Annotated in this window: 22 protein-coding genes; 6 read left to right on the top strand and 16 right to left on the bottom strand. The window is 58.0% G+C overall.

Going from position 1 to position 24,709, the window contains the following annotated elements:
* Positions 1 to 121: 121 nt before the first annotated feature.
* Together fadD1 and fadD2 are read right to left on the bottom strand one after the other, a co-directional pair.
* Positions 122 to 1,813 (bottom strand): long-chain-fatty-acid--CoA ligase FadD1, encoded by a 1,692-nt coding sequence (fadD1, locus tag QN377_RS17390; protein ID WP_095003263.1) that lies wholly within the window; start codon positions 1,811 to 1,813, stop codon positions 122 to 124.
* Positions 1,814 to 2,142: 329 nt separating this feature from the next.
* Positions 2,143 to 3,831, bottom strand: coding sequence for a long-chain-fatty-acid--CoA ligase FadD2 (fadD2, locus tag QN377_RS17385; RefSeq protein WP_095019697.1), 1,689 nt, complete (start codon positions 3,829 to 3,831; stop codon positions 2,143 to 2,145).
* Between the two features lie 209 nt (positions 3,832 to 4,040).
* Between fadD2 and QN377_RS17380 the strand changes: the two genes are divergently transcribed.
* Complete coding sequence (locus QN377_RS17380; protein WP_095003265.1) at positions 4,041 to 4,985, top strand: alpha/beta hydrolase; 945 nt, start codon at positions 4,041 to 4,043, stop codon at positions 4,983 to 4,985.
* A 79-nt stretch (positions 4,986 to 5,064) separates the two neighbouring features.
* Complete coding sequence (locus QN377_RS17375; protein ID WP_019829146.1) at positions 5,065 to 5,535, top strand: MaoC family dehydratase; 471 nt, start codon at positions 5,065 to 5,067, stop codon at positions 5,533 to 5,535.
* Positions 5,536 to 5,654: 119 nt separating this feature from the next.
* Here the strand turns inward: QN377_RS17375 and QN377_RS17370 are convergent, their stop codons facing one another.
* A complete protein-coding gene (locus QN377_RS17370) occupies positions 5,655 to 6,122 on the bottom strand; it encodes a PA2169 family four-helix-bundle protein (RefSeq protein WP_095003266.1) in 468 nt (155 codons plus the stop codon).
* Positions 6,123 to 6,330: 208 nt separating this feature from the next.
* Here QN377_RS17370 and QN377_RS17365 point away from each other — a divergent pair, with 208 nt between their 5' ends.
* Together QN377_RS17365 and QN377_RS17360 are read left to right on the top strand one after the other, a co-directional pair.
* Positions 6,331 to 6,567, top strand: a complete 237-nt coding sequence (locus tag QN377_RS17365) for a DUF3820 family protein (RefSeq protein WP_019693207.1) — start codon at positions 6,331 to 6,333, stop codon at positions 6,565 to 6,567.
* Between the two features lie 12 nt (positions 6,568 to 6,579).
* Positions 6,580 to 7,773 carry an aminotransferase class V-fold PLP-dependent enzyme gene (locus QN377_RS17360; protein ID WP_095019696.1) on the top strand — a complete coding sequence of 398 codons (1,194 nt, stop codon included), beginning with the start codon at positions 6,580 to 6,582 and terminating at the stop codon, positions 7,771 to 7,773.
* Between the two features lie 95 nt (positions 7,774 to 7,868).
* Here the strand turns inward: QN377_RS17360 and QN377_RS17355 are convergent, their stop codons facing one another.
* From QN377_RS17355 to zwf, 3 genes are read right to left on the bottom strand one after another with little or no spacing between them, the layout of a single operon-like run.
* On the bottom strand, positions 7,869 to 8,534 hold the full coding sequence (locus tag QN377_RS17355) for a bifunctional 4-hydroxy-2-oxoglutarate aldolase/2-dehydro-3-deoxy-phosphogluconate aldolase (RefSeq protein ID WP_095003268.1): 666 nt from the start codon (positions 8,532 to 8,534) through the stop codon (positions 7,869 to 7,871).
* A gap of 17 nt (positions 8,535 to 8,551) precedes the next feature.
* Positions 8,552 to 9,265, bottom strand: a complete 714-nt coding sequence (pgl, locus tag QN377_RS17350) for a 6-phosphogluconolactonase (protein ID WP_095019695.1) — start codon at positions 9,263 to 9,265, stop codon at positions 8,552 to 8,554.
* Positions 9,252 to 10,721 (bottom strand): glucose-6-phosphate dehydrogenase, encoded by a 1,470-nt coding sequence (gene zwf, locus QN377_RS17345; RefSeq protein ID WP_095003270.1) that lies wholly within the window; start codon positions 10,719 to 10,721, stop codon positions 9,252 to 9,254. The genes pgl and zwf overlap by 14 nt, the downstream gene beginning before the upstream one ends.
* A 205-nt stretch (positions 10,722 to 10,926) precedes the next feature.
* Between zwf and QN377_RS17340 the strand changes: the two genes are divergently transcribed.
* A complete protein-coding gene (locus QN377_RS17340; protein ID WP_169845242.1) occupies positions 10,927 to 11,787 on the top strand; it encodes a MurR/RpiR family transcriptional regulator in 861 nt (286 codons plus the stop codon).
* Between the two features lie 22 nt (positions 11,788 to 11,809).
* Here QN377_RS17340 and QN377_RS17335 read toward each other — a convergent pair whose 3' ends face one another.
* The 6 genes from QN377_RS17335 to QN377_RS17310 form a co-directional block, all read right to left on the bottom strand.
* Positions 11,810 to 12,673, bottom strand: coding sequence for a D-hexose-6-phosphate mutarotase (locus QN377_RS17335; protein ID WP_095003271.1), 864 nt, complete (start codon positions 12,671 to 12,673; stop codon positions 11,810 to 11,812).
* 97 nt (positions 12,674 to 12,770) lie between these two features.
* On the bottom strand, positions 12,771 to 14,108 hold the full coding sequence (locus QN377_RS17330; protein WP_095003272.1) for a carbohydrate porin: 1,338 nt from the start codon (positions 14,106 to 14,108) through the stop codon (positions 12,771 to 12,773).
* 84 nt (positions 14,109 to 14,192) lie between these two features.
* Entirely contained in the window at positions 14,193 to 15,353 is a 1,161-nt protein-coding gene (locus QN377_RS17325; protein ID WP_095003273.1) for an ABC transporter ATP-binding protein, read from the bottom strand.
* A gap of 3 nt (positions 15,354 to 15,356) precedes the next feature.
* Positions 15,357 to 16,193 (bottom strand): carbohydrate ABC transporter permease, encoded by an 837-nt coding sequence (locus tag QN377_RS17320; protein WP_095003274.1) that lies wholly within the window; start codon positions 16,191 to 16,193, stop codon positions 15,357 to 15,359.
* Entirely contained in the window at positions 16,186 to 17,094 is a 909-nt protein-coding gene (locus QN377_RS17315) for a carbohydrate ABC transporter permease (RefSeq protein WP_095003275.1), read from the bottom strand. The genes QN377_RS17320 and QN377_RS17315 overlap by 8 nt, the downstream gene beginning before the upstream one ends.
* Positions 17,095 to 17,200: 106 nt before the next feature.
* Positions 17,201 to 18,490: an ABC transporter substrate-binding protein gene (locus QN377_RS17310; RefSeq protein WP_322212512.1), complete on the bottom strand. Its 1,290-nt coding sequence runs from the start codon at positions 18,488 to 18,490 to the stop codon at positions 17,201 to 17,203.
* Between the two features lie 354 nt (positions 18,491 to 18,844).
* Between QN377_RS17310 and QN377_RS17305 the strand changes: the two genes are divergently transcribed.
* Positions 18,845 to 19,492, top strand: coding sequence for an AP2 domain-containing protein (locus QN377_RS17305; protein WP_095020852.1), 648 nt, complete (start codon positions 18,845 to 18,847; stop codon positions 19,490 to 19,492).
* On the opposite strand, the gene QN377_RS17300 is transcribed toward QN377_RS17305, so the two are convergent.
* From QN377_RS17300 to edd, 4 genes are all read right to left on the bottom strand, one after another.
* Positions 19,461 to 20,921 (bottom strand): sensor histidine kinase, encoded by a 1,461-nt coding sequence (locus QN377_RS17300; RefSeq protein WP_095001387.1) that lies wholly within the window; start codon positions 20,919 to 20,921, stop codon positions 19,461 to 19,463. The two genes, QN377_RS17305 and QN377_RS17300, sit on opposite strands and share 32 nt — an antisense overlap.
* Positions 20,911 to 21,642, bottom strand: coding sequence for a response regulator (locus QN377_RS17295; RefSeq protein ID WP_095019828.1), 732 nt, complete (start codon positions 21,640 to 21,642; stop codon positions 20,911 to 20,913). The genes QN377_RS17300 and QN377_RS17295 overlap by 11 nt, the downstream gene beginning before the upstream one ends.
* A gap of 89 nt (positions 21,643 to 21,731) precedes the next feature.
* Positions 21,732 to 22,688 carry a glucokinase gene (locus tag QN377_RS17290; RefSeq protein WP_095019827.1) on the bottom strand — a complete coding sequence of 319 codons (957 nt, stop codon included), beginning with the start codon at positions 22,686 to 22,688 and terminating at the stop codon, positions 21,732 to 21,734.
* Positions 22,685 to 24,511 (bottom strand): phosphogluconate dehydratase, encoded by a 1,827-nt coding sequence (gene edd / locus QN377_RS17285; protein WP_095001384.1) that lies wholly within the window; start codon positions 24,509 to 24,511, stop codon positions 22,685 to 22,687. The genes QN377_RS17290 and edd overlap by 4 nt, the downstream gene beginning before the upstream one ends.
* Positions 24,512 to 24,709: the final 198 nt, after the last annotated feature.

Here is a 24,709-nt window from a genome sequence, read left to right as displayed (position 1 = left end):
AGATGTGTATAAGAGACAGCTCCCACAGTTGCAGTGTTCCTTCGGCAGCTGCTACAACAGACCTTCACCGTATCAAAACGAAAAATCCCCGCATTGCGGGGATTTTTCGTATCCAGGCCTGTTACTTCTTGAGGCCCAGCTTTTTCAGTTCTTCGTCTCGCAACTCACGACGCAGGATCTTGCCCACGTTGGTGGTCGGCAAGCTGTCGCGGAACTCGACGAACTTGGGCGCCTTGTAAGCCGTCAGGTTGGCACGCATATGCGTCATGACCTGTTCCTTGGTCAGCGTCATACCCGGCTTGACCACGATAAACACCTTGATCAGCTCACCGGTCTTCTCGTCCGGAATACCGATTGCAGCGCACTGCAATACGCCCGGCAAGGAGGCCATCACGTCTTCCAGCTCGTTGGGGTAAACATTGAAGCCCGACACCAGAATCATGTCTTTTTTGCGATCAACGATACGCATGTAGCCATCAGGCTGAATCACTGCGATATCACCGGATTTCAACCAGCCTTCGCTGTCCATGATCTCGGCGGTGGCGTCAGGACGCTCCCAGTAGCCTTTCATGACCTGCGGGCCCTTGATGCACAGCTCGCCGACTTCACCCAGCGGCAGCTCTTCGCCGGCATCGTTAATCACTTTGCACAGGGTCGAAGGCACCGGAATGCCAATGGTACCGATCTGAATGCTCTGGGCCGGGTTGACCGTGGCTACCGGACTGGTCTCGGTCATGCCATAACCTTCGCAGATCGGGCAACCGGTCACGGTCTTCCAGCGCTCGGCCACCGACAGTTGCAAGGCCATGCCACCCGAGAGCGTCACCTTGAGGGCCGAGAAATCCAGCTTGCGGAACGCCTCGCTGTTGCACAGCGCCACAAACAGGGTATTGAGACCGACAAAACCGGTGAATTTCCACTTGGACAGCTCTTTGACCATCGCCGGTAAATCACGGGGGTTACTGATCAATACGTTGTGATTGCCCAGTAGCATCATCGCCATGCAGTGAAAGGTAAAGGCGTAGATGTGATACAGCGGCAAAGGCGTAATCAGGATTTCACAACCTTCATCGAGGTTGGAGGCCATCAACGCCTTGCACTGCAACATGTTGGCGATCAGGTTGCGATGGGTCAGCATCGCGCCCTTGGCCACACCGGTAGTGCCGCCCGTGTATTGCAGCACGGCAACATCACTGCTCACCGGGCTGGCTTCCTTGACCGGCTGGCCCTGGCCTTTGCTCAGCACGTCGTTGAACTTGACGGCCTGTGGCAAGTGATAAGCAGGGACCATCTTTTTCACGTACTTGATGACGCTATTGATCAGCACCCGCTTGAAAGGCGACAGCATGTCAGCCACTTCGGTGACGATCACATACTTGACCGACGTCTGGGGCACGACTTTTTCAGCGAGATGCGCCATGTTCGCCAGGCACACCAGTGCCTTGGCACCGGAATCCTTGAACTGGTGTTCCATTTCCCGCGCGGTGTACAGCGGGTTGGTGTTGACCACAATCAAACCGGCGCGGATGGCTCCGAACACAGCAATCGGGTATTGCAACAGGTTGGGCAGCTGCACGGCGATGCGATCGCCCGGCTGCAAGTCGGTGTGCTGCTGCAACCAGGCTGCAAAAGCGCCCGACTGCTCATAGAGCTCACCGTAGGTAATGGTTTTGCCGAGGTTACTGAACGCCGGTTTATCGGCGAAACGCTGGCAAGATTCCCGCAGTACCGTCTGAATATTTGGATATTCATCTGGATTGATTTCAGCAGCAATCCCAGCTGGGTACTTATCCTTCCAAAAGCCTTCAATCATGGAAGCCCACTCCTCAGCGTCGCGAATTCTTCACCGCATCGGGTGCGGTTCTTATTTGTTTGATTTTTATAATGGACAGCTCTGACTTTCACTTACCCTGAAGTCACAAAGCGCGCCGAGAGTAGCAGCTTTGCCAAAGGCCGCCTAGAGCCAAAAACCGGGTTTAGAGTCACCAACCTGACTGTAGGACAATCCAAAGTCATCATTAGTATAAACACTCTATTAACCGATAAACCCCTCTATCTCAGGTATTACAGCCCCTTATCATAGGCATAAAAAAACGCCCGCGGCCTTTCAGCCTGCGAGCGTCTGTCGCCATGATGAACGAATCAGGCGGTATCCCGTAACTCACGACGCAGGATTTTTCCAACCGGCGTCATGGGCAAGGCATCACGCAACACGATTTGCTTGGGCACCTTGTAACCGGTGAAATTGTCCTTGCAGTAAGCCGTGAGTTCCTCAACCGTCACCCCGCCTGCACGCGGCACCACAAACAGTTTGACTGCCTCGCCCGTGCGCTCATCAGGTACGCCGATAACTGCGCAATTGGCCACTTTAGGGTGTGCCATCACGATATCTTCGATTTCGTTGGGGTAGACATTAAAGCCTGAGACGATAATCAGATCTTTCTTGCGATCGACGATGCGGACAAAACCGTCCGGATCAATCACGGCGACATCGCCGGTCTTGAACCAGCCCTCGGCGTCCAGCACCTCGGCCGTAGCCTCGGGGTTTTGCCAGTAACCCTTCATCACTTGCGGGCCTTTGACGCATAACTCGCCGCGCTCACCCAGCCCCAGATCAACCCCCTCATCGCTGATCACCTTCATGGCGGTGCCCGGCACCGGCATGCCCACCGTGCCCAGCCGTGCCAGCTGGCCGCAGGGGTTGGCGCTGGCCACCGGCGAGGTTTCCGTCAGGCCGTAACCTTCGACGATGCGGCACCCGGTGAGTTTCTCCCAGCGTTCAGCCGTCGCCTTGACCAGCGCAGTACCGCCCGAGTTGGTAATTTTGAGCCTGGAAAAATCCACGTCCTTGAAATCCGGGTGGTCCATCAGTGCAACAAACAAGGTGTTGAGCCCCAGGAAGCAGGTGAACTTCCAGTTTTTCAGTTCCTTGATAAAACCCTTGATGTCACGCGGGTTGGTGATCAGCACGTTATGGTTGCCGGTGACCATCATGCCCATGCAATTGGCCGTGAATGCATAGATATGGTACAGCGGCAGCGGGCCGATCATGATCTCGCGGCCGTCCTTGAGCATCGGCTGGCCGTCGGCGCCATGCTGGGACAGGCAGGCGCGCAACTGCTGCATATTGGCGACCAGATTGCCATGGGTGAGCATCGCGCCCTTGGGCAGGCCGGTGGTACCGCCGGTGTACTGCAGGACGGCGATATCATCCAGCGCTACCGCCAGTGGCCGGATCACCTGCCCCGCGCCCCGGCGCAAGACGCTCTTGAAGGAAATGGCCTGGGGCAACTGATAGGCAGGCACCAGTTTTTTCACCTTGTCGACCACCAGGTTGGTGATCCAGCCTTTGGCGGCCGGCATCATGTCGCCCATTCTGGCTTCGATCAGGTAGTCGATTTCGGTGTCTTGCAGCACTTCCTGTACCCGCTTGCCGAACATGTTCAGGTACACCAGCGCCCGAATCCCGGCGCTCTTGAACTGATGGCGCATCTCGCGCGAGGTGTAGAGCGGGTTGGTATTGACCACAATCAGGCCTGCACGCATGGCTCCGAACACGGCAATCGGATATTGCAGGGTGTTGGGCATTTGTACGGCAATACGGTCGCCCGGCTTGAGATCGGTGTACTCCTGCAGATAACCGGCAAACGCGGCACTGTGGCGCTCAAGCTCGGCATAGGTGATGGTCACTCCCAGATTGCTGAAGGCCGGGCGATCCGCAAACTTTTTGCAGGAGCGCTCAAACACGTCAACAACCGATTTAAAAGCCGTCATGTCGATATCCAGCGGTACACCGGCGGGACGTTTGTCATTCCAGAAATCAGGTTGCATTGTTTTTATCCTCGTACCTGAGTGTGCCTGGCCGCGTCTCGTGTCGAATGAAAAGCGGAGCTTGCGGACGTTAACAGTTATAAAGTTGTAGGCAAATACAGCGATCTTCGCCATTTACATCTTGAATCTTATTGCCGGGTAAACGCCCGTTAACTGGCCCCCTTGCAAATGCGCTATACACTGGTACGACAATAATTAAAGGAAATGCCATGACCCCTGAGACTTTCTGGCTGGAAGCGAATGACCGCAGCGGTCTTTTCGTTAACCAGTGGCTGCCGGACAGTACACCCAGGGCTGTTGTCCTGCTGGCTCATGGCATGGCCGAACACAGTGGCCGTTATGCGCACCTGGGCCAGGCCCTGTGTGCTGCCGGTTTTGCCCTGTATGCCCATGATCAGCGCGGTCACGGTAAAACAGCCGAGCGCGGCACCCTGGGCTATTTTGCCGACAATGATGGCTGGTGCGCGGTGGTCAGCGACGTGGCCAGCCTGAGCCGGCATATCGGCCAGGCCCACCCTGGCATACCGGTTTTTTTGCTCGGGCACAGCATGGGCAGCTATATCGCGCAGGCGTATGTGATGCATCACAGTGCCAGCCTGCAAGGGGTGATTCTGAGTGCTTCGAATTTCCAGCCGGTGGCGCTCTATCGTGCAGCCAGCCTGATCGCCCGACTAGAGCGTTGGCGCCAGGGAGCCAAGGGCCGCAGTGCGCTGATCGAATGGTTGTCGTTCGGCTCGTTCAACAAGGCCTTCAAACCCAATCGCACGCCGTATGACTGGCTCAGCCGCGATCCGGCCCAGGTCGATGCCTACGCCAGCGACCCCCTGTGCGGCTTTCGGTGCACCAACCAACTGTGGATCGACCTGCTCGGCGGGTTGCAGCAAATCAGCAAAGCGTCCAATCTCGCTCAGATCGATCCGGGCCTGCCGCTGCTGATAATCGGCGGCGAATGTGATCCGGTGAGTGAAGGCAAGCGTCTCACTGATCTGGCCAGGGCATTGCGAAATGCCGGCAATCGTCAGTTGCAACTGAATCTGTATCCGCAAGCGCGGCATGAACTCTTCAACGAAACCAACCGCGATGAAGTCATGGCTGATGTAATTAAGTGGCTAAATCAGGCATTGAGCCACTCCCGCCCGTCGCGAAGCGAATGAGCGAAAAACAGATTTACACCTAAAAAGCTTTTAAAATCATAGCTTTAAAACCAAACACTCGTCACAGGACATGCGCTAGATGACTCAGGTTACCAACACCCCGTACGAAGCCCTCGAAGTCGGCCAGACAGCCAGCTACAGCAAAACCGTCGGAGAGCGTGACATTCAGCTTTTTGCGGCCATGTCCGGCGACCACAATCCGGTGCACCTCGACCCCGAGTTCGCCGCCGCCACCATGTTCAAGGAGCGTATTGCCCATGGCATGTTCAGTGGTGCGCTGATAAGTGCTGCCGTAGCCTGCGAGCTGCCTGGCCCGGGCACCATCTATGTCGGCCAGCAAATGAGCTTTCAGAAACCGGTGAAAATCGGTGACACCCTCACCGTGCGCCTGGAAATCCTGGAAAAACTGCCCAAGTTCCGTGTGCGCATTGCTACTCGCGTGTTCAACCAGCGCGATGAAATCGTTGTTGATGGCGAGGCCGAAATCATTGCGCCACGCAAGCAACAAACCGTGACCCTGCCGGTACTGCCTGCGATCAGCATTGGCTAAAACGCAATGTGGGAGCGGGCTCGCTCGCGATAGCATCAACTCGATCATTCTGATCAATCGAGTTTTTGCATCACGAGCAAGCCCGCTCCCACATTTTTGGAACTACAGCTTCAAGCTAATCATGCACGGGCACGGGCCTGATTGCGCAGCGCCTTAACCTGATCGTGGTTGCGTTGCACGCCGTGGTACTGGCGCTCTACCAGATCACGAATGCCGACCAGGTTGTGCTTGCTGATTTTTTCCAGCGCTTCTTTATAAGCCTTCAGCGCATGATCTTCGCCGCGCTCGGCTTCGTTGAGCACCGCTTCTTCGTCTTTGCCGGTAAACACGGACTTCACATCCACCCAACGGCGATGCAAGTCACCGGCCACGCTGGTGCTGGTTTCCGGGTCACCACCCAGAGCTCGAACTTGAGCCTGAAGTTCGGCAGCTGCGGCAGCGCAATCGGCTGAACGCTTGGCAAACAGAGCCTTCAGCTCCGGGTGCTTGATATCTTCGGCACAGCTTTTAAACCCTTCCTGGCCGTCTTTGCTGGTTTCGATCAGATCGTTCAGGATGCTAATGGCTTCTTTATTAAGGTCAGTCATTGTTCAATTCCTTACAAGGTTGAGGATCGTGCAATAGAGGTTGCAGGGCTCGTGCCAGTTTTATAATTAAATAAAATCCTTAAATATCAATGACTTAATAAATATCAAAAAATCTGTATCCGGTTTATATGCATGATCTGTCAATTGGCCTTCATGCAAATTGCCTGTATTTTGATTTCCACAGCTTTACCCATCTAAGGGCCGCTGCATGAACCCCGAAAAACTCGAACTGCTGGTCACTCGTGAAATGCCCTTCGGCAAATACAAGGGCCGAATCATCGCCGACCTGCCCGGCCAGTACCTCAACTGGTTCGCCCGTGAAGGTTTCCCCCACGGAGAACTGGGCGGCTTGCTGGCCCTGATGCAAGAGATTGATCATAACGGCCTGTCGGACCTGCTCGACCCGTTACGCGCCAAACACGGAAAACCCAAACCCCGCCATTGATAGAGCTGCCCCATGCCAAGGATTGAAGACAACGCCCGCGACGAACACTTCTGGCAAGCAATTGCCGAGCGCTACGACCTTGCGCCCGGCCCGATCAATCTGGAGAACGGCTACTTCGGGCGTATGACCCGCGACGTGGCACAGGACTACCAGCGTAATATCGACTTTATTAACCGCAACAACTCGGTGCCTGTGCGCCAGCACTTCGATACCACTCAGGGCCTGGAAATTCGCGACTCGCTGGCGGGGTTGCTTGGTGTAGCCCCTGCCGGCCTGGCGCTGACCTTTTGCGCGTCTGACGGCCTGCAATCATTGATCCGCAACTACAATGGCCTGCAAACGGGCGATCAATTGCTGATCAGCGATCTGGAATACCACAGCGTCGAATACGCCATGCGTGGAGTGGCACGCCAACGCGGCCTGGAAATTATCGAAATCTCCCACACGCACCCAGCCACGTTTGAAAGCCTGGTGGCCAGCTATCGCCAGGCATTTGAACGTAACCCGCGGATCAAGCTGATGGCGCTCACTCACGTTACCCATCGCACTGGCCTGGTCATGCCCGTGGAGGCCATTGTTGCGGCGGCAAAAGAGCATGGGGTTGACGTGATTCTGGACGGTGCCCATGCCCTGGGGCAGATCGAACTGGACCTGCCGGCACTGGGTGTGGCCTTTGCCGGATTCAACCTGCATAAATGGATTGGCGCGCCGCTGACCCTGGGCCTGATGTATATCGATCCCCAGCGCCTGGGCGACATTGACCCCGATATGGGCAATGAGCGCTACCCCGAGCCGGATGTGCGCAACCGCGCCGTTTATGGCACGGTCAACATCCCCGCCTGGCTAACCCTGACCAAGGTGCTGCAGGAACACCATGAGATGGGTGACGCCCGAGGCAAGGGTGCCCGACTCAACTACCTGCGCAACCTGTGGGTCAGCGAGGCGCGCAAGATCGAGGGCATTGAAGTGCTGGTCAACGATGATCCGCGCTTGTATTGCGCAATCACTTCGCTGCGCTTTACCCATGTGCAGGATCAACAACCGATGGTTGATCGCCTGCTCAAGGACTACAACCTGTTCACCGTAGCCCGCAACGGTTCGGCGTGTGGCAGTTGTATCCGGGTAACAGTGGGCTTTGCCACCACGCTGGATGACATCAACCAACTGGTGCGGGCGCTGCGCGAGCTTTCGCAAGCTCACACATAACCTTGTGGGAGCGGGTATTTTTCAGGCAAAAAAAAGGTGCGCCGACCAAGCGCACCAAAAACCGTAGAACACACAACACATTCGTAACTAAAACATCAATCCAGCAGGGCAAGCGCCTCAGCGGTGCATTCCTGGATTCGGGCCCAGTCGCCGTTCTTGATCCATTCGCTGTCCAGCATCCAGCTACCGCCCACGCACATCACGTTTTTCAAGGCCATGTAGTTGCGGATATTGGCCGGACCAACACCGCCGGTCGGGCAGAATTTCACTTCGCCAAAAGGACCGCCCAGGGCCTTGATCGCCGCTACACCGCCGCTGACTTCTGCAGGGAACAGTTTGAAACGGCGGTAACCCAAGCCATAGCCTTCCATGATCCCGGAAGCATTGCTGATGCCCGGCAGCAGCGGAATGTCGCTGGCAACACTGGCCTCGAGCAAGTCACGGGTAATGCCCGGAGTAACAATAAATTGCGAACCGGCGTCTTCCGCCGCCGCCAGCATATGGCGATCCAGTACGGTACCCGCACCTGTCACCAGCTCAGGGCGCTGGTCACGCAGGATACGAATGGCCTTGAGGCCGAACGCCGAACGCAGGGTCACTTCCAGCGCCGTCAGACCACCGGCCGCCAGCGCATCCGCCAAAGGCAGGATGTCTTGTTCGCGGGCAATGGTAATCACCGGCAGAATTCGTGCTCGCTCACACAGGCTGTCGATCAGGGCGACTTTATCCGCCATCGATACGTTCGCAATTGTTGTTGTCATGGCAGCTGATCCTTGGCTCATGGGCACCAGTAAATCTCTAACGTAGGTTGCAGGAAGGCACGAATCGGCAAGGCGGCAACATCTGTGCCCCCCAGCGCTTCGTTGAGGGTGTTCAATTTGGACTGGCCCTGGATCGACAGCACCTTGTGCTTCGCGCTCGCCAACAGGCTGCGACTCATGCTCAGACGCTGGTGCGGCACCGTTGGCGCCAGCATCGCCCAGCAACGGCGCGGGTTGTCCAGTTGCAGGGCTTCACTCAGATTCGGGCTATTGGGGAACAGCGACGCGGTATGCCCGTCATCGCCCATACCCAGGATCAGCACATCGATCGGCGGCAACTCGGCCAGCCCCTGATCGGCCTCCAGCGCAGCCTTTTCTACCGTGGCTGCAGCGTTATACAAGCCGACAAAACGGGCTTTGGCCGCCGGGCCTTGGAGCAGATGCTTTTTAAGCAGGCCCGCGTTGCTGTCGGCATGCTCGACCGGCACCCAGCGTTCATCCGCCAGGCTGACAACCACTTTCGACCAATCGACCGGCTGCTTGATCAAGCTTTGGAAAAACGCCACCGGGCTGCGGCCGCCGGACACCACCAGAGTGGCAACGCCCTGCTCGGCGATAGCCTGGTTCAATTGCCCGGCAACTTTTGTTGCCAGCCCTTCGGCCAACAACGCCGGGTTCTTGAAGGTGTGCGAGCTCACACCTTCAGGCAGTTTCAAATCAGATATCGCCATACCAAGACCTCCCGTCCCGCGTAATCAGTGCAATGGAACTCATCGGCCCCCAGGACCCCGCCGCGTAAGGCTTGGGCGCATCACCGGACTTTTTCCAGCCGGCGATCAACTGGTCGCACCATTTCCATGCCGCTTCAATTTCATCTTTGCGTACAAACAGGTTCTGGTTGCCGCGCATGACTTCGAGCAACAGGCGCTCGTAAGCATCCGGAATCCGTGTGCTGCGATAAGTGTCAGAAAAATTCAATTGCAACGGGCCGCTGCGCAGTTGCATGCCTTTATCCAGGCCCTGGTCCTTGGTCATTACCCGCAAGGAAATACCTTCGTCCGGTTGCAGGCGAATAATCAGCTTGTTGCCGATTTGCAGGCGCTGCTCGGGAGCAAAGATGTAGTGCGACGGTTCCTTGAAGTGGATAACGATTTGCGAGAGCTTTTGTGGCATGCGCTTGCCGGTGCGCAGGTAGAACGGCACCCCTGCCCAACGCCAGTTACGAATATCGGCGCGCAGTGCCACAAAGGTCTCGGTGTCACTCTGGGTGTTGGAGTTTTCTTCCTCCAGATAACCCGGCACCGACTGACCTTCGCTGTAACCGGCAATGTACTGGCCGCGTACCACCTGGGTGGTCAGGCCTTCGGCGCTGATCGGGGCCAGGGCCTTGAGCACTTTGACCTTTTCGTCGCGAATGCTGTCGGCCGACAGGTCCGCAGGCGGGTCCATGGCAATCAGGCACAGCAACTGCAGCAGGTGGTTCTGGATCATGTCGCGCAGTTGGCCAGCCTTGTCGAAATAGCCCCAGCGGCCCTCGATGCCGACTTTCTCGGCCACGGTGATTTCAACGTGGGAGATGTAGCGCTGGTTCCACTGGGTCTCGAACAGGCTGTTGGCAAAACGCAGCGCGATCAGGTTTTGTACGGTCTCTTTGCCCAGGTAGTGGTCGATGCGGTAAGTGCGGTTCTCGGGGAAGAACTGCGCCACGGAATCGTTGACCTTGCGCGAAGACTCAAGATCCGAGCCGATGGGCTTTTCCAGCACCACACGGGTATTTTCAGCCAGGCCGACCGCGGACAGGTTCTCGCAAATGGCACCGTACACAGCCGCCGGAGTGGCGAAGTAAGCGATCAGGCGCTGCTCTGTGCCGGCCATTTCAGCCAGCGCCAGGTAATCTTCAGTCTTGAAAAAATCCACATGCAGGTAGCTCAAGCGAGCCAGGAAGCGGTTCAATGCTTCGACTTCGATTTCCTTCTCACCCAGATACTGGCGCAACTGGCTGTCGATATGCGCCAGGTGCGTGGAGGCCTCGCCCGGCTCTCGGGCCAGCGCGAGAATGCGTGTGTCGGCATGCAGCAGACCGGCGCGATCCAGTTGGTACAAGGCAGGAAACAGCTTGCGCAGGGCCAGATCGCCAAGGGCGCCGAACAAGGCAAAGGTGCACGGTTCAACCGTAATCGAAGGCATGATGTTTGTTCTTTTATCAAGTTAAGCTACAAATACCTTTTTTCAAGGTATCACTCAAGGAAAAATGTAGTAATAAACACAACATTTTCTCAAAATACAGATTCCTGCTAGTGGTCGTCACAGGCCACCAGTAGGATAGGCCACCTTCCAGAACCGCTTTAGTCCGGTTCTTGCATCGCTGACCCAAGGACCATAAATGGACCGCGTGCGAAATTTACTCGAACAGATCAAGGGCCGCCTCGAAGACCTGAACAAGGCCGAGCGCAAAGTGGCCGAAATCATTTTGCAGAACCCGCAGCAGGCGACCCGATTCAGCATCGCCGCCTTGGCGCAGGCAGCTTCTGTCAGCGAACCCACGGTTAACCGTTTCTGCCGTTCATTTGGTGTCAGCGGCTACCCCGAGTTAAAGCTGCAACTGGCACAAAGCCTGGCCAGCGGCGCAGCTTACGTGAGCCGCGCGGTAGAGGCAGACGATAATCCGGCCGCGTATACACAAAAAATCTTCGGCAGCGCCATCGCCTCGCTGGACAGTGCCTGCCAGGCACTGGACCCCAACCTTATCAGCCGCGCCGTCGACTTGCTGATCCAGGCCCGGCAGATCCACTTTTTTGGCTTGGGCGCTTCTGCACCGGTGGCACTGGATGCGCAACACAAATTCTTCCGCTTCAACCTGGCCGTCACCGCCCACGCCGACGTGCTGATGCAGCGCATGATCGCCTCGGTGGCGCACACGGGTGAATTGTTCGTGATTATTTCCTACACCGGTCGCACCCGTGAACTGGTGGAAGTGGCTCGCATTGCGCGCGCCAACGGTGCCTCGGTACTGGGGCTAACTGCGGAAAACTCGCCACTGGCCAAGGCCAGCACCCTGAGCCTGAACATCCCGCTGCCCGAAGACACCGACATCTATATGCCGATGACCTCGCGCATCATCCAGCTGACCGTACTGGATGTACTGGCAACCGGCATGACCCTGCGCCGCGGCGTGGACTTCCAGCCACACCTGCGCAAAATCAAGGAAAGCCTCAACGCCAGCCGCTATCCGGTGGGCGATGAGTTCAACTAGGCAATCGCTTGGTAATGCCCCATCAGACGCTGCAAAGCCCCGCCCTCGCCTGCAAGCTCAAATGAGCCTGCTCGCCCGGGGCAAGGGCCTGGTTATGGGTACCGCCACTCGTGGACTCCACACACACAAAGCCCATCACTTCGTTCCAGCTCACCCCCAGCAACGGCCGCTTGCCGGGATGCCAGACCACCGTGCTGCCCTGATCACCCGTGTCGATGCTCAAAGCCCGTTGCCAGGCATGGTCATTGAGCTGCATTTCGCCGTCATGCTGGAACACCCGCTGACAACCACCTCCCACCCGTAACTCGCCTTTCTGCTGGCATACCTCACGGTTCAACTGGTCGTAGCCGTGCGCTCCGTCCAGACCGGACAGCGCTACCTCAGCAACATCACCAATTCGCCAGTAAGCGCGCAACGCCTGGCTCACCTGGCAAGGCTCGTCGTCCTGATGTTCGGTGCTCAGGCGCAGCTCCATTTCTTCGCCCAATCGCGCATGCAAATCCACCTGCCAATCGCACAGCTGCAAGCGCCAGTGCAAGGTCACCCCTTCTTCGTCACTGCTGCTGTCGAGCAGCTTCCAGTCGATCAGCCGCGCCCAGCCATGGGATGGCCAGGCGTTTTCACTGGGGTGACGGCCATACCAGGGCCAGAAGATCGGCACCCCACCACGTATCGCACCCACTTGCGGCCACTTGGCAGCGCACCACAGCCAGGGTTTTTGCCCGGTCGGCTGGAAGTGCAGCAACTGCGCGCCCTGACGGCTGAACACCGCCTGGCAATGCGGATGATCGATCACCAGTACGTCGCGCTGCTGAAAGCGCTCCCACTGGAAAACCGGCTGCTCGCGTCTGGATTTGAAAAAACGGTGAAGCGGATGCTCATGCATGTGCCGCAGTCCTGAAAATCATGCGCCGGGGGGTGCAGCCCCGAAAAAAAGCGGATAGCCAAGGCTATCCGCTGGAAAAACAAGGAGCTTAGCGCATTTAGAACGTCGACTGAATTTTCAGTCCGGCCACCAATGCGTTGTCTACCTGGTCCACACCACCCGGGTGAGTGATGTACTGCAGGTTTGGACGCACCGTCAGCCAGTTGGTCACGTGGAAGCCGTAGTTGAGTTCGTAGTTGTACTCGGTATTGCGCAGCGGCGTGTACAAGGGGTCGCTGTAGTCGGTGGCACCGATGGACGCATTGATCAGCTCGGCGCTTTTCTTCACGTCATCGTTGACATGAATACGGGCGGCGCCAATGCCGATGTCATCCTTGGGCCGGGCATCGAACGGCCCTTTGTACACAAACATCAGCGACTGATAGTTGTCGACGATGTTGGTCTGCTTGTCATGGAAAGTGGCGTTGGCCGCGATATGCAGGCCGCGCGAAGCGTCACCGTTGTGGCTGGTGAGCTGCTGCTGCACGACAAACCAGTAGCCGTGTTTGCTGTCACGTACGCGATAGTCCTGACCATCATTGGTGATATTGACCTTCACGTCATCGGCAGGCGCCGTGCTCTTGTAGTAACCCACACGGTATTCGCCCGGCAGGTCGTTGACCTTGGGCGACCACACCAACTCAACCGGCAACACAGTGCCCTTGGTACCGCTGCCGCTGAGCTTGAAGCCGTTGCCGTGCTCCAGTTGCGACGGGTTCTGGTTGTACGCACCGATTTGCGCGTACAACTCAGGCGTGATGTTGTACTTCACGCGCAGCGCCGCCTGGCTGACCGGCCAGTTGTACCAGAGGTTGGTGGCCCAGTTACCCACCTGCGAGCCACAGAACGCCAGGTTCTGGAATTCGCACGGGAAGGTGTTGAAGTCCTCGCCTTCACCGAAATAACCGGCCTTGACGTCCAGCTTGCCATCGAGGAACTGGTGCTGGATCCACAATTGGGTCAGACGCACCATATGGCCACGGCCATAGACTTCCTGGGAGGAACTCAAGGTCCCTGCACGCGGATCACCGACACGGTCATTGGAAATATTCTGACCATTACGGTTGGTCAGCTGGATCTTGGCCTGGGTGTTGTCCCAGCCCCACAGCTTTTGCAGGTCCAGCGCCACACCCAGACCAAACTGGTCGCTGTAGCGCGCGGTCTTGTCGTCGTTGTAGCCACCGTGCAGGTTGGCGCCCACTTCACCGACATAATCGGCCTTGATGTCGATACCCTGCTCGATCAGTCTGGTGCGCTCGCCGCCCCAGTCGCCCGTCATCCATTTCGAATCGGCACTGAAGGCTTCGTCGGCGTAGACACTGCTTGCACCCAGACCTAGCGCGACAATTGCCGATAGCTGGCAGGCCAGACGGGTGCGGGTCATTCTGTTAGTCATCCCTTTAATCCTCGTTGTCTTCTTATTGGCTTTGTTTAACGCGGCACAACTGCAAGGAGGCCCGGTAACAGGCTCCCTGTTGACTTAACGACCCTTGAATTGCGCCACGTTATCAGCCCGGCCTTGAGCCTGAGGCGAACTCATCGCCCCCAGACGCTCCCCCGTATTCGCATCAAACAGTAGCACTTTGGCAGGATCGAACTGCAAATTGAGGCTCTGACCGACCGCAGGGGCATCATCCGGAGCCATGCGGCAGCACACTTTGATGCCGTTGAGGCTGACAAAAACCAGGGTATCGGGGCCGGTGGGTTCGACAACCTGCACCTCGGCGCGAATAACCGGCAGGCCATTGGGTTCGGCTGGCGCCAGCACAATTTGCTCGGCGCGGATGCCCACGATCACATCGCGGTCTTCCAGCCCGGCGTCCTGCATGCCCAGCGGCAGCTCGCAACGCGCCTGGCCGCTGTCGAGCAAGGCCAGCAAGCGGCCGTCGCGACGCTGCAAACGCAGGGGGATAAAGTTCATCGGTGGCGAGCCAATAAAACTGGCGACAAACAGGTTGGCCGGGTCGTTGTAGATCTGTTTCGGGGTGCCGAACTGCTGAATGATGCCGTCTTTCATCACCGCCACTTTGTCGCCCAGGGTCATGGCTTCGATCTGGTCGTGGGTAACGTAGACGGTGGTGGTTTTCAGGCGCTGGTGCATCAGCTTCATTTCGGTGCGCATCTCGACCCGCAACTTGGCATCGAGGTTGGACAGCGGTTCGTCGAACAGGTAGATCTTCGGCCGCCGCGCCAGCGCCCGGCCCATGGCCACGCGCTGCTGCTGGCCACCGGACAGCTGGCCGGGCTTGCGCGTCAGCAGGTGCTCGATCTGCAGCAGTTTGGACACCCGCGCCACTTCTTCGTCAATGGCCGCCGCACTCATCTTGCGAATCTTCAGGCCGAAGGCAATGTTGTCGCGGACATTCATGGTCGGGTACAGCGCGTAGGACTGAAACACCATGGCGATGTCACGGTCCTTGGGGCTCATGCCGCTGATATCGGCATCGTCCACCAGAATCGCCCCGCCACTGATGCTCTCAAGACCGGCGATGCAGTTCATCAGGGTTGATTTGCCGCAGCCCGAAGGCCCCACCAGAATCAGGAACTCGCCGTCATCGATTTTCAGCTCGATGTTTTTCAGCGTGTCGGGCAAACCCTTGCCGTAGGATTTATTTACGTTGCGTAATTCTAGAGTCGCCATGCCTTACCCCTTGACCGCGCCGGACGTCAGCCCGCGCAGAAAATACTTGCCCGCAAAGATGTAGACCAGCAGCGTCGGCAGCCCCGCGATCATGGCCGCAGCCATGTCCACGTTGTATTCCTTGGCGCCGGTGCTGGTATTGACCAGGTTGTTGAGCGCCACCGTAATCGGCTGCGCATCGCCACTGGCAAACACCACACCAAACAGAAAGTCGTTCCAGATTTGAGTGAACTGCCAGATCAGGCAGACCATGACGATGGGCACCGACATCGGCAGCAGGATGCGCCCGAAAATAGTGAAAAAGCCCGCACCGTCCAGACGCGCAGCCTTGACCAGCGCATCCGGGATACTCACGTAGTAGTTGCGGAAAAACAGCGTGGTAAAGGCCAGACCGTAGACCACATGCACCAGCACCAGGCCGGTGGTGGTGTTGGCCAGCCCCAGTTTGCCGATGGTGAACGAGGCCGGCAGCAACACCGTCTGAAACGGCAGGAAGCAGCCAAACAACAGCAGGCCGAAAAACAGCTGCGAACCGCGAAAACGCCACATCGACAAGACATAACCGTTCATGGCGCCGATAAAGGTCGAAATCAGGACCGCTGGCACGGTGATTTTCACCGAGTTCCAGAAATACCCGCCCACCGTGTCCCAGGCCTTGATCCAGCCGATACCGTCGATCACTTGCGGCCAGCTCAGCAGGTTGCCGGTGCGGATGTCTTCCGGGGTTTTGAAACTGGTAAGCAGCATCACCACCAGCGGCACCAGATACACCGCCGCCGCAAGGATCAGGGTGGCGTAGATCGCCACACGGCTGAAGGTAAAACGCTGAGCATTAATCATGGCGTTTGTTCCTCAGCTCGGAATACAGATACGGCACGAGAATGGCCAGAATCGCGCCCAGCATCATGATCGCGCTGGCAGAACCGATGCCCATTTGCCCACGGCTGAAAGTAAAGGAGTACATGAACATCGCAGGCAGATCCGAGGAGTAGCCAGGGCCACCGGCAGTCATCGCTGACACCAGGTCGAAGCTCTTGATGGCAATGTGCGCCAGGATCATGAAGGCGCTGAAAAACACCGGTCGCAGGCTCGGCAGGACAATGCGCAAGTAGATGGTCGGCAAGTTTGCGCCGTCGACCTGAGCGGCACGAATGATCGACTGATCAACCCCGCGCAACCCGGCCAGAAACATCGCCATGACAAATCCGGAGGCCTGCCATACCGCCGCGATCACCAGGCAGTACACCACCCGGTCCTGATCCAGCAGCCAGTCAAAGCGAAAGCCTTCCCAGCCCCAGTCACGAAGCATTTTATCCAGCCCCAGGCCCGGGTTGAGCAGCCATTTCCAGGCCGTACCGGTGACGATCATGGAGAGCGCCATCGGGTACAGGTAGATGGTGCGGATAAAACCTTCCTTGCGAATCCGCTGGTCGAGCAGAATCGCCAGGAACACGCCAATCACCAGGCTGATGACGATAAACATGCCACCAAACACCGCCAGGTTCTTGCTCGCAACCCACCAGCGGTCATTGGCCATCAAGCGCGCATATTGCTGCAGGCCGACCCACTGGTAGCTGGGCATAAAACTGGAGTTGGTGAACGACAGCAGGAACGTCCAAAAAATGTAGCCATAAAAGCCCACCAATACGATCAGCATGCTCGGCGCCAAAACCAGCTTGGGCAACCAGCGCTGCAGCGCATCAAAGGGCGAGGCCTTGCTGAACACAGCCACGGAACTCATCGAAATACTCCCGGCAGGGTATGCCGGCATCCGCCAATGCAGATGCCGCACAACCAGGGACAAGGGGGGGAGCCACGCGCAAGGCGTGGCGGGTCAGCTCAACGAATTACTGTGCCGACTTGATGGCCGAATAGAGCTTTTTCCCGGCAGTGGCCGGATCAGCACTCTTGTCGCTCATAAAGTTGCTTACCGTGTCGAAAATAGCGCCCTGTACCGCCAGCGAGGTGGCCATGTTATGCGCCATGCTCGGCAACTGACCGTGGGTTTTGCCCGCTTCGGCAAAATCCTTGGCCGAGGCCTGGGCACAGCTGTCGAACTTGCTCATGTCCAGGTCACTGCGTACCGGGATCGAGCCTTTGTTCTGGTTGAACACGTACTGGAATTCGGGTTCAAGGGCGACTTTGGCCACGTCGTTTTGCGCGGCGATATTGCCCGGCGTGTTGTTTTTCGCCGAGAGTTTGAACATCGCCAGCGAGTCGATGTTGTAGGTAAAGCTGCCCTGGGTGCCCGGAAACGGCACGCATTCGAAATCAGTACCGGCCTTTTTGCCCGCAGCAGCCCATTCGCTTTTCGCCCAGTCACCCATGATCTGCATGCCGGCCTTGCCGTTGATCACCTTGGCCGCTTCCAGGTTCCAGTCCTGGCCGGTGCCATCAGGGTCCATATAGCCCTGGAGTTTTTTCAGTTTGCTGAACACTTCAGCCATCTGCGGGCCGGTGAGGGTTTTCTCATCAAGATCGACGAACGCTTTTTTATAGCCTTGCGGGCCCATGACGCTCAGCACCAGGTCTTCAAAGACCGTGCTGTCCTGCCACGGCTGGCCGCCGTGGGCCAGGGGAATAAAGCCCGCTGCCTTGAGCTTGTCGCCCGCAGCAAAGAGTTCGTCAAGGGTAGTGGGCGCCTTGTCGATACCGACCTTTTTGAACACTTCAGGGTTGATCCACAACCAGTTCACCCGGTGAATATTCACCGGTACCGCCACGTAATGGCCGTCGTACTTCATGGTGTCGGATACGGTCTTGGACAGCATGCCATCCCAGTTGTTGGCCTTGGACACCTCATCGAGGTTGGTCAACAAACCCAGTGCGCCCCACTCCTGCAAGTCCGGGCCCTTGATCTGCGCCGCTGATGGCGGGTTGCCGGAGACGGCGCGGGTTTTCAGCACGGTCATGGCCGCAGCACCGCCACCGCCTGCTACAGCGCTGTCCTGCCAGGTATAACCGTCTTTTTCGATCAGTTTTTTCAGCACATCAACCGCTTTGGCTTCACCGCCGGAGGTCCACCAATGCACCACTTCAACCGTGCCTTTGGAATCGGCAGGGGCGGCAGCATAAGCACCCAGGGGGAACAGTGTGGCAAGCGAAATGACAACGGCGAGGCGATTGAATGAATTCATGTCGAGACCTTTCTTGTTGTTATAGCTGTGCAAGTCTTTTGCTTGCGCTGCTAGAGAGTGTATCCATCGCAAACTGCCTGCACGTAACGAACAGACGCCGAAATGTCACAACCTGGTGACATGGCGGCCGAGGTGATTGTTCTGTTCCAAAGATCTTTCAACAGCGCTAAAGCCCGTATTCCTCTGGGCACTTAAGCTGCGCCTATCGATACATAAGGTATTTTCTGCGTTGCATGTAGGACGGATCCCGAAGTCGTTTTCCCACGTTGAACCTGCAAAAAACTTCAGCGAGGCTGCAACACTTCGCCACAATTCAAGAACGGATGCCGGCCCCCCCATCAGGAGATGAGTTTCATGCCAAAACAGCGCGCAACGCCCCAGAATCACTGTTTTATCAGCCAGCTACTGGATCCGGACGGCACCCCCTGCGCCTGGAAGCTGGACATTCGGCGCTCGGGAAAAGTACATGTCCACTGTTTCAATTTCACCGACTACGCGGATCAGGCTGCTGCCCTGGAGGCCGCTGAGACCATGCGTAACCAATTGGTTCTCAAAATGCCCCTGGCGTTTTCTTATGAAAACCGTCAGCGCCTTATGCCGCACAACACCAGCGGTCATCCAGGGGTGTACCGGGTCCGCTCCAACCAGATCGACTACTGGCGTGCGACAACCCGCATTCACGGCTACAACCTGAGCAAGAGCTTTCGCGTTGACCGGCATGGCGATGACGAGGCCAAACGTCTGGCGCTACAAGAGCGTCAGAGGCAACTGACTCTGTGCAATGAGCCCTACGACGTGGCCATGGAAAAACTGCAACAGCACTTCGGCCAGACCAGCAGGCGCGTGCGTGAGAACCGTATCAACGCCGCCATGAACAGCGACCACCCGCCCAGCCCCACCCTTGCAAAGCCTTCGGACAGCAACCTGGAACCCCTGTTGCCCATCAGCCCCGAGCAGGCGACCCTGTCGATCAATCGCCATTTCGCGGCAAGTGCAAAGTAACCCGCAGGCCGCCGGCCCGCAGGTTCTGCAAACTGACTTCACCGCCATGGCTATGGGCGATGCTGCGTGCAATCCCCAATCCGAGCCCGTAGCCCTGCTGCTGCCCGGCCAGGCGAAAGTGCGGTTCGAATACCTGCTCAAGACGCTGCTCGGGTACGCCCGGCCCCTCATCGTCAACCGTGAGGACAAAGGCCTGCTCATTGTCATCAATACGCAAATGCGCGTAGTGGCCGTACTTGAGCGCGTTATCGATCAGGTTGCCCATGCAGCGCCGCAGCGCCAGGGGTTTACCATAGTAAGGTCTGACAGCCCGGCCCTGCAGCGTTACGCGGCCGTTACCCTGGGGCAGCAGGTAAGGCTCGATCAGGCAGTCAAGCAACTGGTTCAAGTCCACGGCTTCGATGTTTTCGTGAATATCGGTGTCTTTCACACATTGCAGCGCCCCTTTGACCAGCATTTCCAGCTCGTCCAGATCACGGCCGAATTTGTATTGCAGTTGTTCGTCGTCGAGCAGCTCGACCCGCAGGCGCAAGCGGGTAATGGGCGTGCGCAAATCATGGGAGATGGCACTGAACAACTGGCCGCGCTCGGTCAGATAACGACTGATGCGGGCACGCATGGTATTGAGGGCGCGCGCCACCTCGACCACTTCACTGCCGCCGCCCACCTCGACCGGCTTGACCTCGTCCTCACCCAGCGACATGTCCCGGGCCGCTCGCGCCAGACGCTTGAGCGGACGGCTTTGCCAGTGCATCAACAGACCGATGAACAACAACAGAAAAATACTGCTGAGCACGATAAACCACACCTGCAGGGCCGGCAGCCCCTCCTCTTCGAGACTGGTGTAGGGCTGGGGCAACAAGGAGGCGATATACAGCCATTCACCGGGCACCATCTGGATTTGTGTGACCAGGATCGGCGGATCGACCGGCTCCAGCGTCAGTGCAAAATGCGCCCAGGAGCGCGGTAGCTCGTCGAGTTTGAGACCGGCATTGAAAATACGCAGATCCTGGGGGCTGACAAACTGCACCGACATCTCGACATTGGGCCCCACGGCCTCGCGCAATACCTGATCCACGGCATCCAGTACCGCCTGCTTGCGCTGGGTGGGCGGCAACACCTGCATATCCAGTGGTTTGTCGTTGAGGCTCACGACAAAACGCGTACCGCCCATGCTGCGCAGTTGATCCAGTACCAATGGGCGATAGGCCAGCGGCAGGGAACGCAGGTAGGCGACGGTGGCGTTCATCGAGTGGGCCAGGCTACGCGCGCTGTTGACCAGGCCTTCGAGTTGCGTGGTACGCAACTGCGACAACCAGATAGCACTGGACAGGGTTTGCGCCAGCAGGATGGCGAGCAAGGTCAGCAACAACATGCGTCCCAGCAGCGAACGGGGCATATGCCATTTGCCCAGGCGCTTAAAGGTCATTGCCGGACATGACCTGAGCCGCCAGCTGATAACCGCTGCCGCGGATGGTGCGGATCAGCCGTGGCGGCTTGTCAGTGTCACGCAGGCGCTGGCGCAGGCGGCTGACCGCCATGTCGACAATGCGATCAAGCGGCATCAGCTCACGCCCGCGGGTTGCATTGCCAATAGTGTCGCGGTCGAGAATCTGCTGCGGGTTATCCAGAAACAATTTGAGCAAGGCAAAATCTGCCCCCGACAAAATCACCTCTTCTCCATCGGTATGAAACAGCCGATGAGTCACGGTGTTCAGCCGCCACTCTTCAAATGCCAGCACCTCGTTGCCCGAGGTGGTAGCGACAAATTGTGCCCTGCGTAACAACGCCTTGATCCGCGCCAGCAGCTCACGGGGGCTGAAGGGTTTACCCAGGTAATCGTCGGCGCCCAGCTCAAGACCAATGATGCGATCGGCCTCGTCGGAACTGGCAGTGAGCATGATGATCGGGATCTGGGCAAAGCGCGGATGCTGACGCACCCAGCGGCACAGGCTGAAGCCGTCTTCATCGGGCAACATGACATCGAGGATCAACAGATCACTCGCCGCGCTGTCCAGCGTTTCGCGAAAACCGGCGCCATCTCCCACGGCACGCACCTGGAAACCGGCGCGGGTGAGATACAGATCAAGCAGGTCGCGAATTTCCTGGTCGTCATCGACCAGCAAAATGGATTTGCCGGGTGTGCTCACAGTGGTGTTCCTTATTGTTTTTATACGGCGATCCAAACTCTGTGGGAGCGGGCTTGCTCGCTCCCACAACAAGCCCACTCACGGAGCTTTCAGCCAAACGCCTGCTGCAACGCCACCCCGGCACCGATCAAACCCGGGTACGGCGCCGTCACCAGCCACACCGGGATACCCTTGAGGTAGTCGCTCATGCAGCCTTTGTCGGCAAAGCTGCGGGCAAAGCCGCTGGCCAGGAAGATATCGGCAAAGCGCGGAATCACCCCGCCGACGATATACACCCCGCCACGGCCACCGATGGTCAGCACATTGTTGCCCGCCACACGGCCCAGCCAGCAACTGAAATGCTCCAGCACTTGCAGCGCCACAGGGTCGCCCGCCAGAGCAGCCGCGGTAATGGCCCGGTCGCTGTCCAGTACCGGTGTATGGCCATCCACCGCACAAATCGCCCGATAGACCCGCGGCAAACCGCTGCCGCTCAAAATGCTCTCGGCGCTCACATGGCCGATTTCATTGTAGATGTGCTGCCACAACTGCACTTCACGCGGGTTGCTCATGGGCAGGTCGACATGCCCGCCCTCCCCCGGCAAGGCCATGAATTGACCCTCGCCGAGATTGAGCAAAGTGCCCACACCCAGCCCGGTGCCCGGCCCGATAACCACCGCCGGGCGCGTCGGGTCAACAACCCCCGGGCAAACCTGGCGCACATCTTCGGGTTGCAGCCGGGTCATGCCCAAGGCCATCGCGCTGAAGTCGTTGATCAGCAGCAGATTGTCGACCTGCAGCGCATGGCAGAAAGCCGAGCGGCTCAAGCGCCAATGGTTGTTGGTAAAACGAAATTCATCGCCACTCACCGGCCCGGCCACTGACAGACATACCGAGCCTACAGAGCCCGGAGCCAGTTCCAGCCTATCCAGGTAAAGCTTGATGGCATCTTCCGGGCAGGCGAAGTCTGCTGTGGGCAACACGCTGACCGAACGCAACTGGTCGTTTTCCCACAACGCAAAACGTGCGTTGGTACCGCCTATATCACCGACCAGTGCGAGCTTCATTTCAGATTTTCCAGAGACGAGGTAAAGGTGCTCGCGCCCTGCTCGGCCGAACTGAAGGCCTGACGCATAAACGCAAACAACTCACGCCCGGTGCCGACGGCATTATCCAGAGTGCCGACAGCCGGGGTGCGCGCGGCAAATTCTGCCTCATCCACCAGCAGTTGCAACGTACCTTTTACCCCATCAACGCGAATTATGTCGCCGTCCTGCACCCGCGCCAGGGCGCCGCCAATCGAAGCCTCGGGGCTCACATGAATCGCAGCCGGGATCTTCCCCGACGCGCCTGACATCCGCCCGTCGGTAATCAGCGCCACCTTGAAGCCCCGATCCTGCAACACACCCAGAAACGGCGTCATCTTGTGCAGCTCGGGCATACCGTTGGAGCGCGGCCCCTGAAAACGCATCACGGCCACGAAGTCGTGTTCCAGCTCACCGGCCTTGAACGCATCGGCCAGTTGTTGCTGGTCCTGGAACACCCGCGCCGGGGCTTCGACGATCTGATGTTCCGGGGCTACCGCCGAGACCTTCATCACGCCACGGCCCAGGTTGCCTTCCATCACCCGCAGGCCACCCTCGCCGGAGAATGCACGGGCAACCGGGCGCAGGATCGACTCGTCGAGGCTTTCAATCGGACCTTCACGCCATACCAGCTCGCCATCCACCAGGAACGGTTCGCGGGTGTAGCGGCTCAGGCCATAGCCCGCCACGGTGTTGACGTTTTCGTGAAGCAGACCGGCTTCCAGCAGCTCCCGAATCAGGAACGCCATACCACCGGCGGCCTGGAAGTGGTTGATATCGGCCTTGCCGTTTGGATACACGTGGGACAGGGTCGGTACCACCTCGGAGAGGTCGGCCATGTCTTGCCAGGTCAGCTGGATACCCGCCGACATGGCAATCGCCGGCATGTGCAAGGTGTGGTTGGTCGAACCGCCGGTGGCGTGCAGCGCAACGATGGAGTTGACCAGCGAACGCTCGTCAACGATCTCGCCCAGCGGCATGAAATCGCCGTTTTGCTTGGTCAGACGAGTGACTTGATGAGCCGCTTCGCGAGTCAGGGCATCGCGCAAAGGCGTGTAGGGGTTAACGAAAGAGGCGCCTGGCAAATGCAGGCCCATCACTTCCATCAGCAACTGGTTGGTGTTCGCGGTGCCGTAGAACGTGCAGGTGCCAGGGCTGTGGTAGGACTTCATCTCCGATTCCAGCAACTCTTCGCGGCTGGCCTTGCCTTCGGCGTAGCGCTGGCGCACATCGGCTTTTTCCTTGTTGGAAATGCCCGACGGCATCGGCCCACCCGGTACAAAGATGGTCGGCAAGTGACCAAAACGCAGCGCCCCCATCAGCAGGCCCGGCACGATCTTGTCGCAAATGCCCAGCATCAGCGCCGCGTCGAACATATTGTGGGACAGCGCCACGGCTGTGGACAAGGCAATCACTTCGCGGCTCAGCAAACTGAGTTCCATGCCCGGCTCGCCCTGGGTCACGCCGTCACACATGGCTGGAGTGCCACCGGCGAACTGGCCTACCGAGCCAATTTCACGCAATGCTTTTTTGATTTGTTCAGGAAAGTGCTCGTACGGCTGGTGCGCCGAGAGCATGTCGTTATATGACGAAACAATTGCCACGTTGGCCGCGTTCATCATCCGCAGGCTGTTTTTATCTTCAGTGCCACACCCTGCCACGCCGTGGGCGAAGTTCGCGCATTGCAGCTTGCCGCGTTGCGGGCCGTCGCCGGCAGCGCCACGAATAAGCGTCAGATACGCCTCGCGGGTTGCACGACTGCGGGCAATAAGACGCTCGGTGACTTCAAGAACGCGGGGATGCATGTGTTGAACTCCAGGCTAACGGATGTGGCGACCTGTGCGTGTCCTATGCTGACCGAAGGGCTCCGGGGAGCGACTTCAATCATTCGGACCCGTTGATTCAGGTCACTCGTTGTAGATAAAACAAAATATTGCCACTTAAATGGCTTGTTTTCTATTTTTATGCGAATAATCTTGTAATTCCAACAACAAATCGATGGC

Origin of the sequence: Pseudomonas sp. CCC4.1 (assembly GCF_035019225.1) — a bacterium.
Lineage (GTDB): Bacteria > Pseudomonadota > Gammaproteobacteria > Pseudomonadales > Pseudomonadaceae > Aquipseudomonas > Aquipseudomonas bubulae.
Note: the sequence above shows the minus strand (reverse complement) of the source record. Positions and strands in the feature narration are given on the sequence as shown.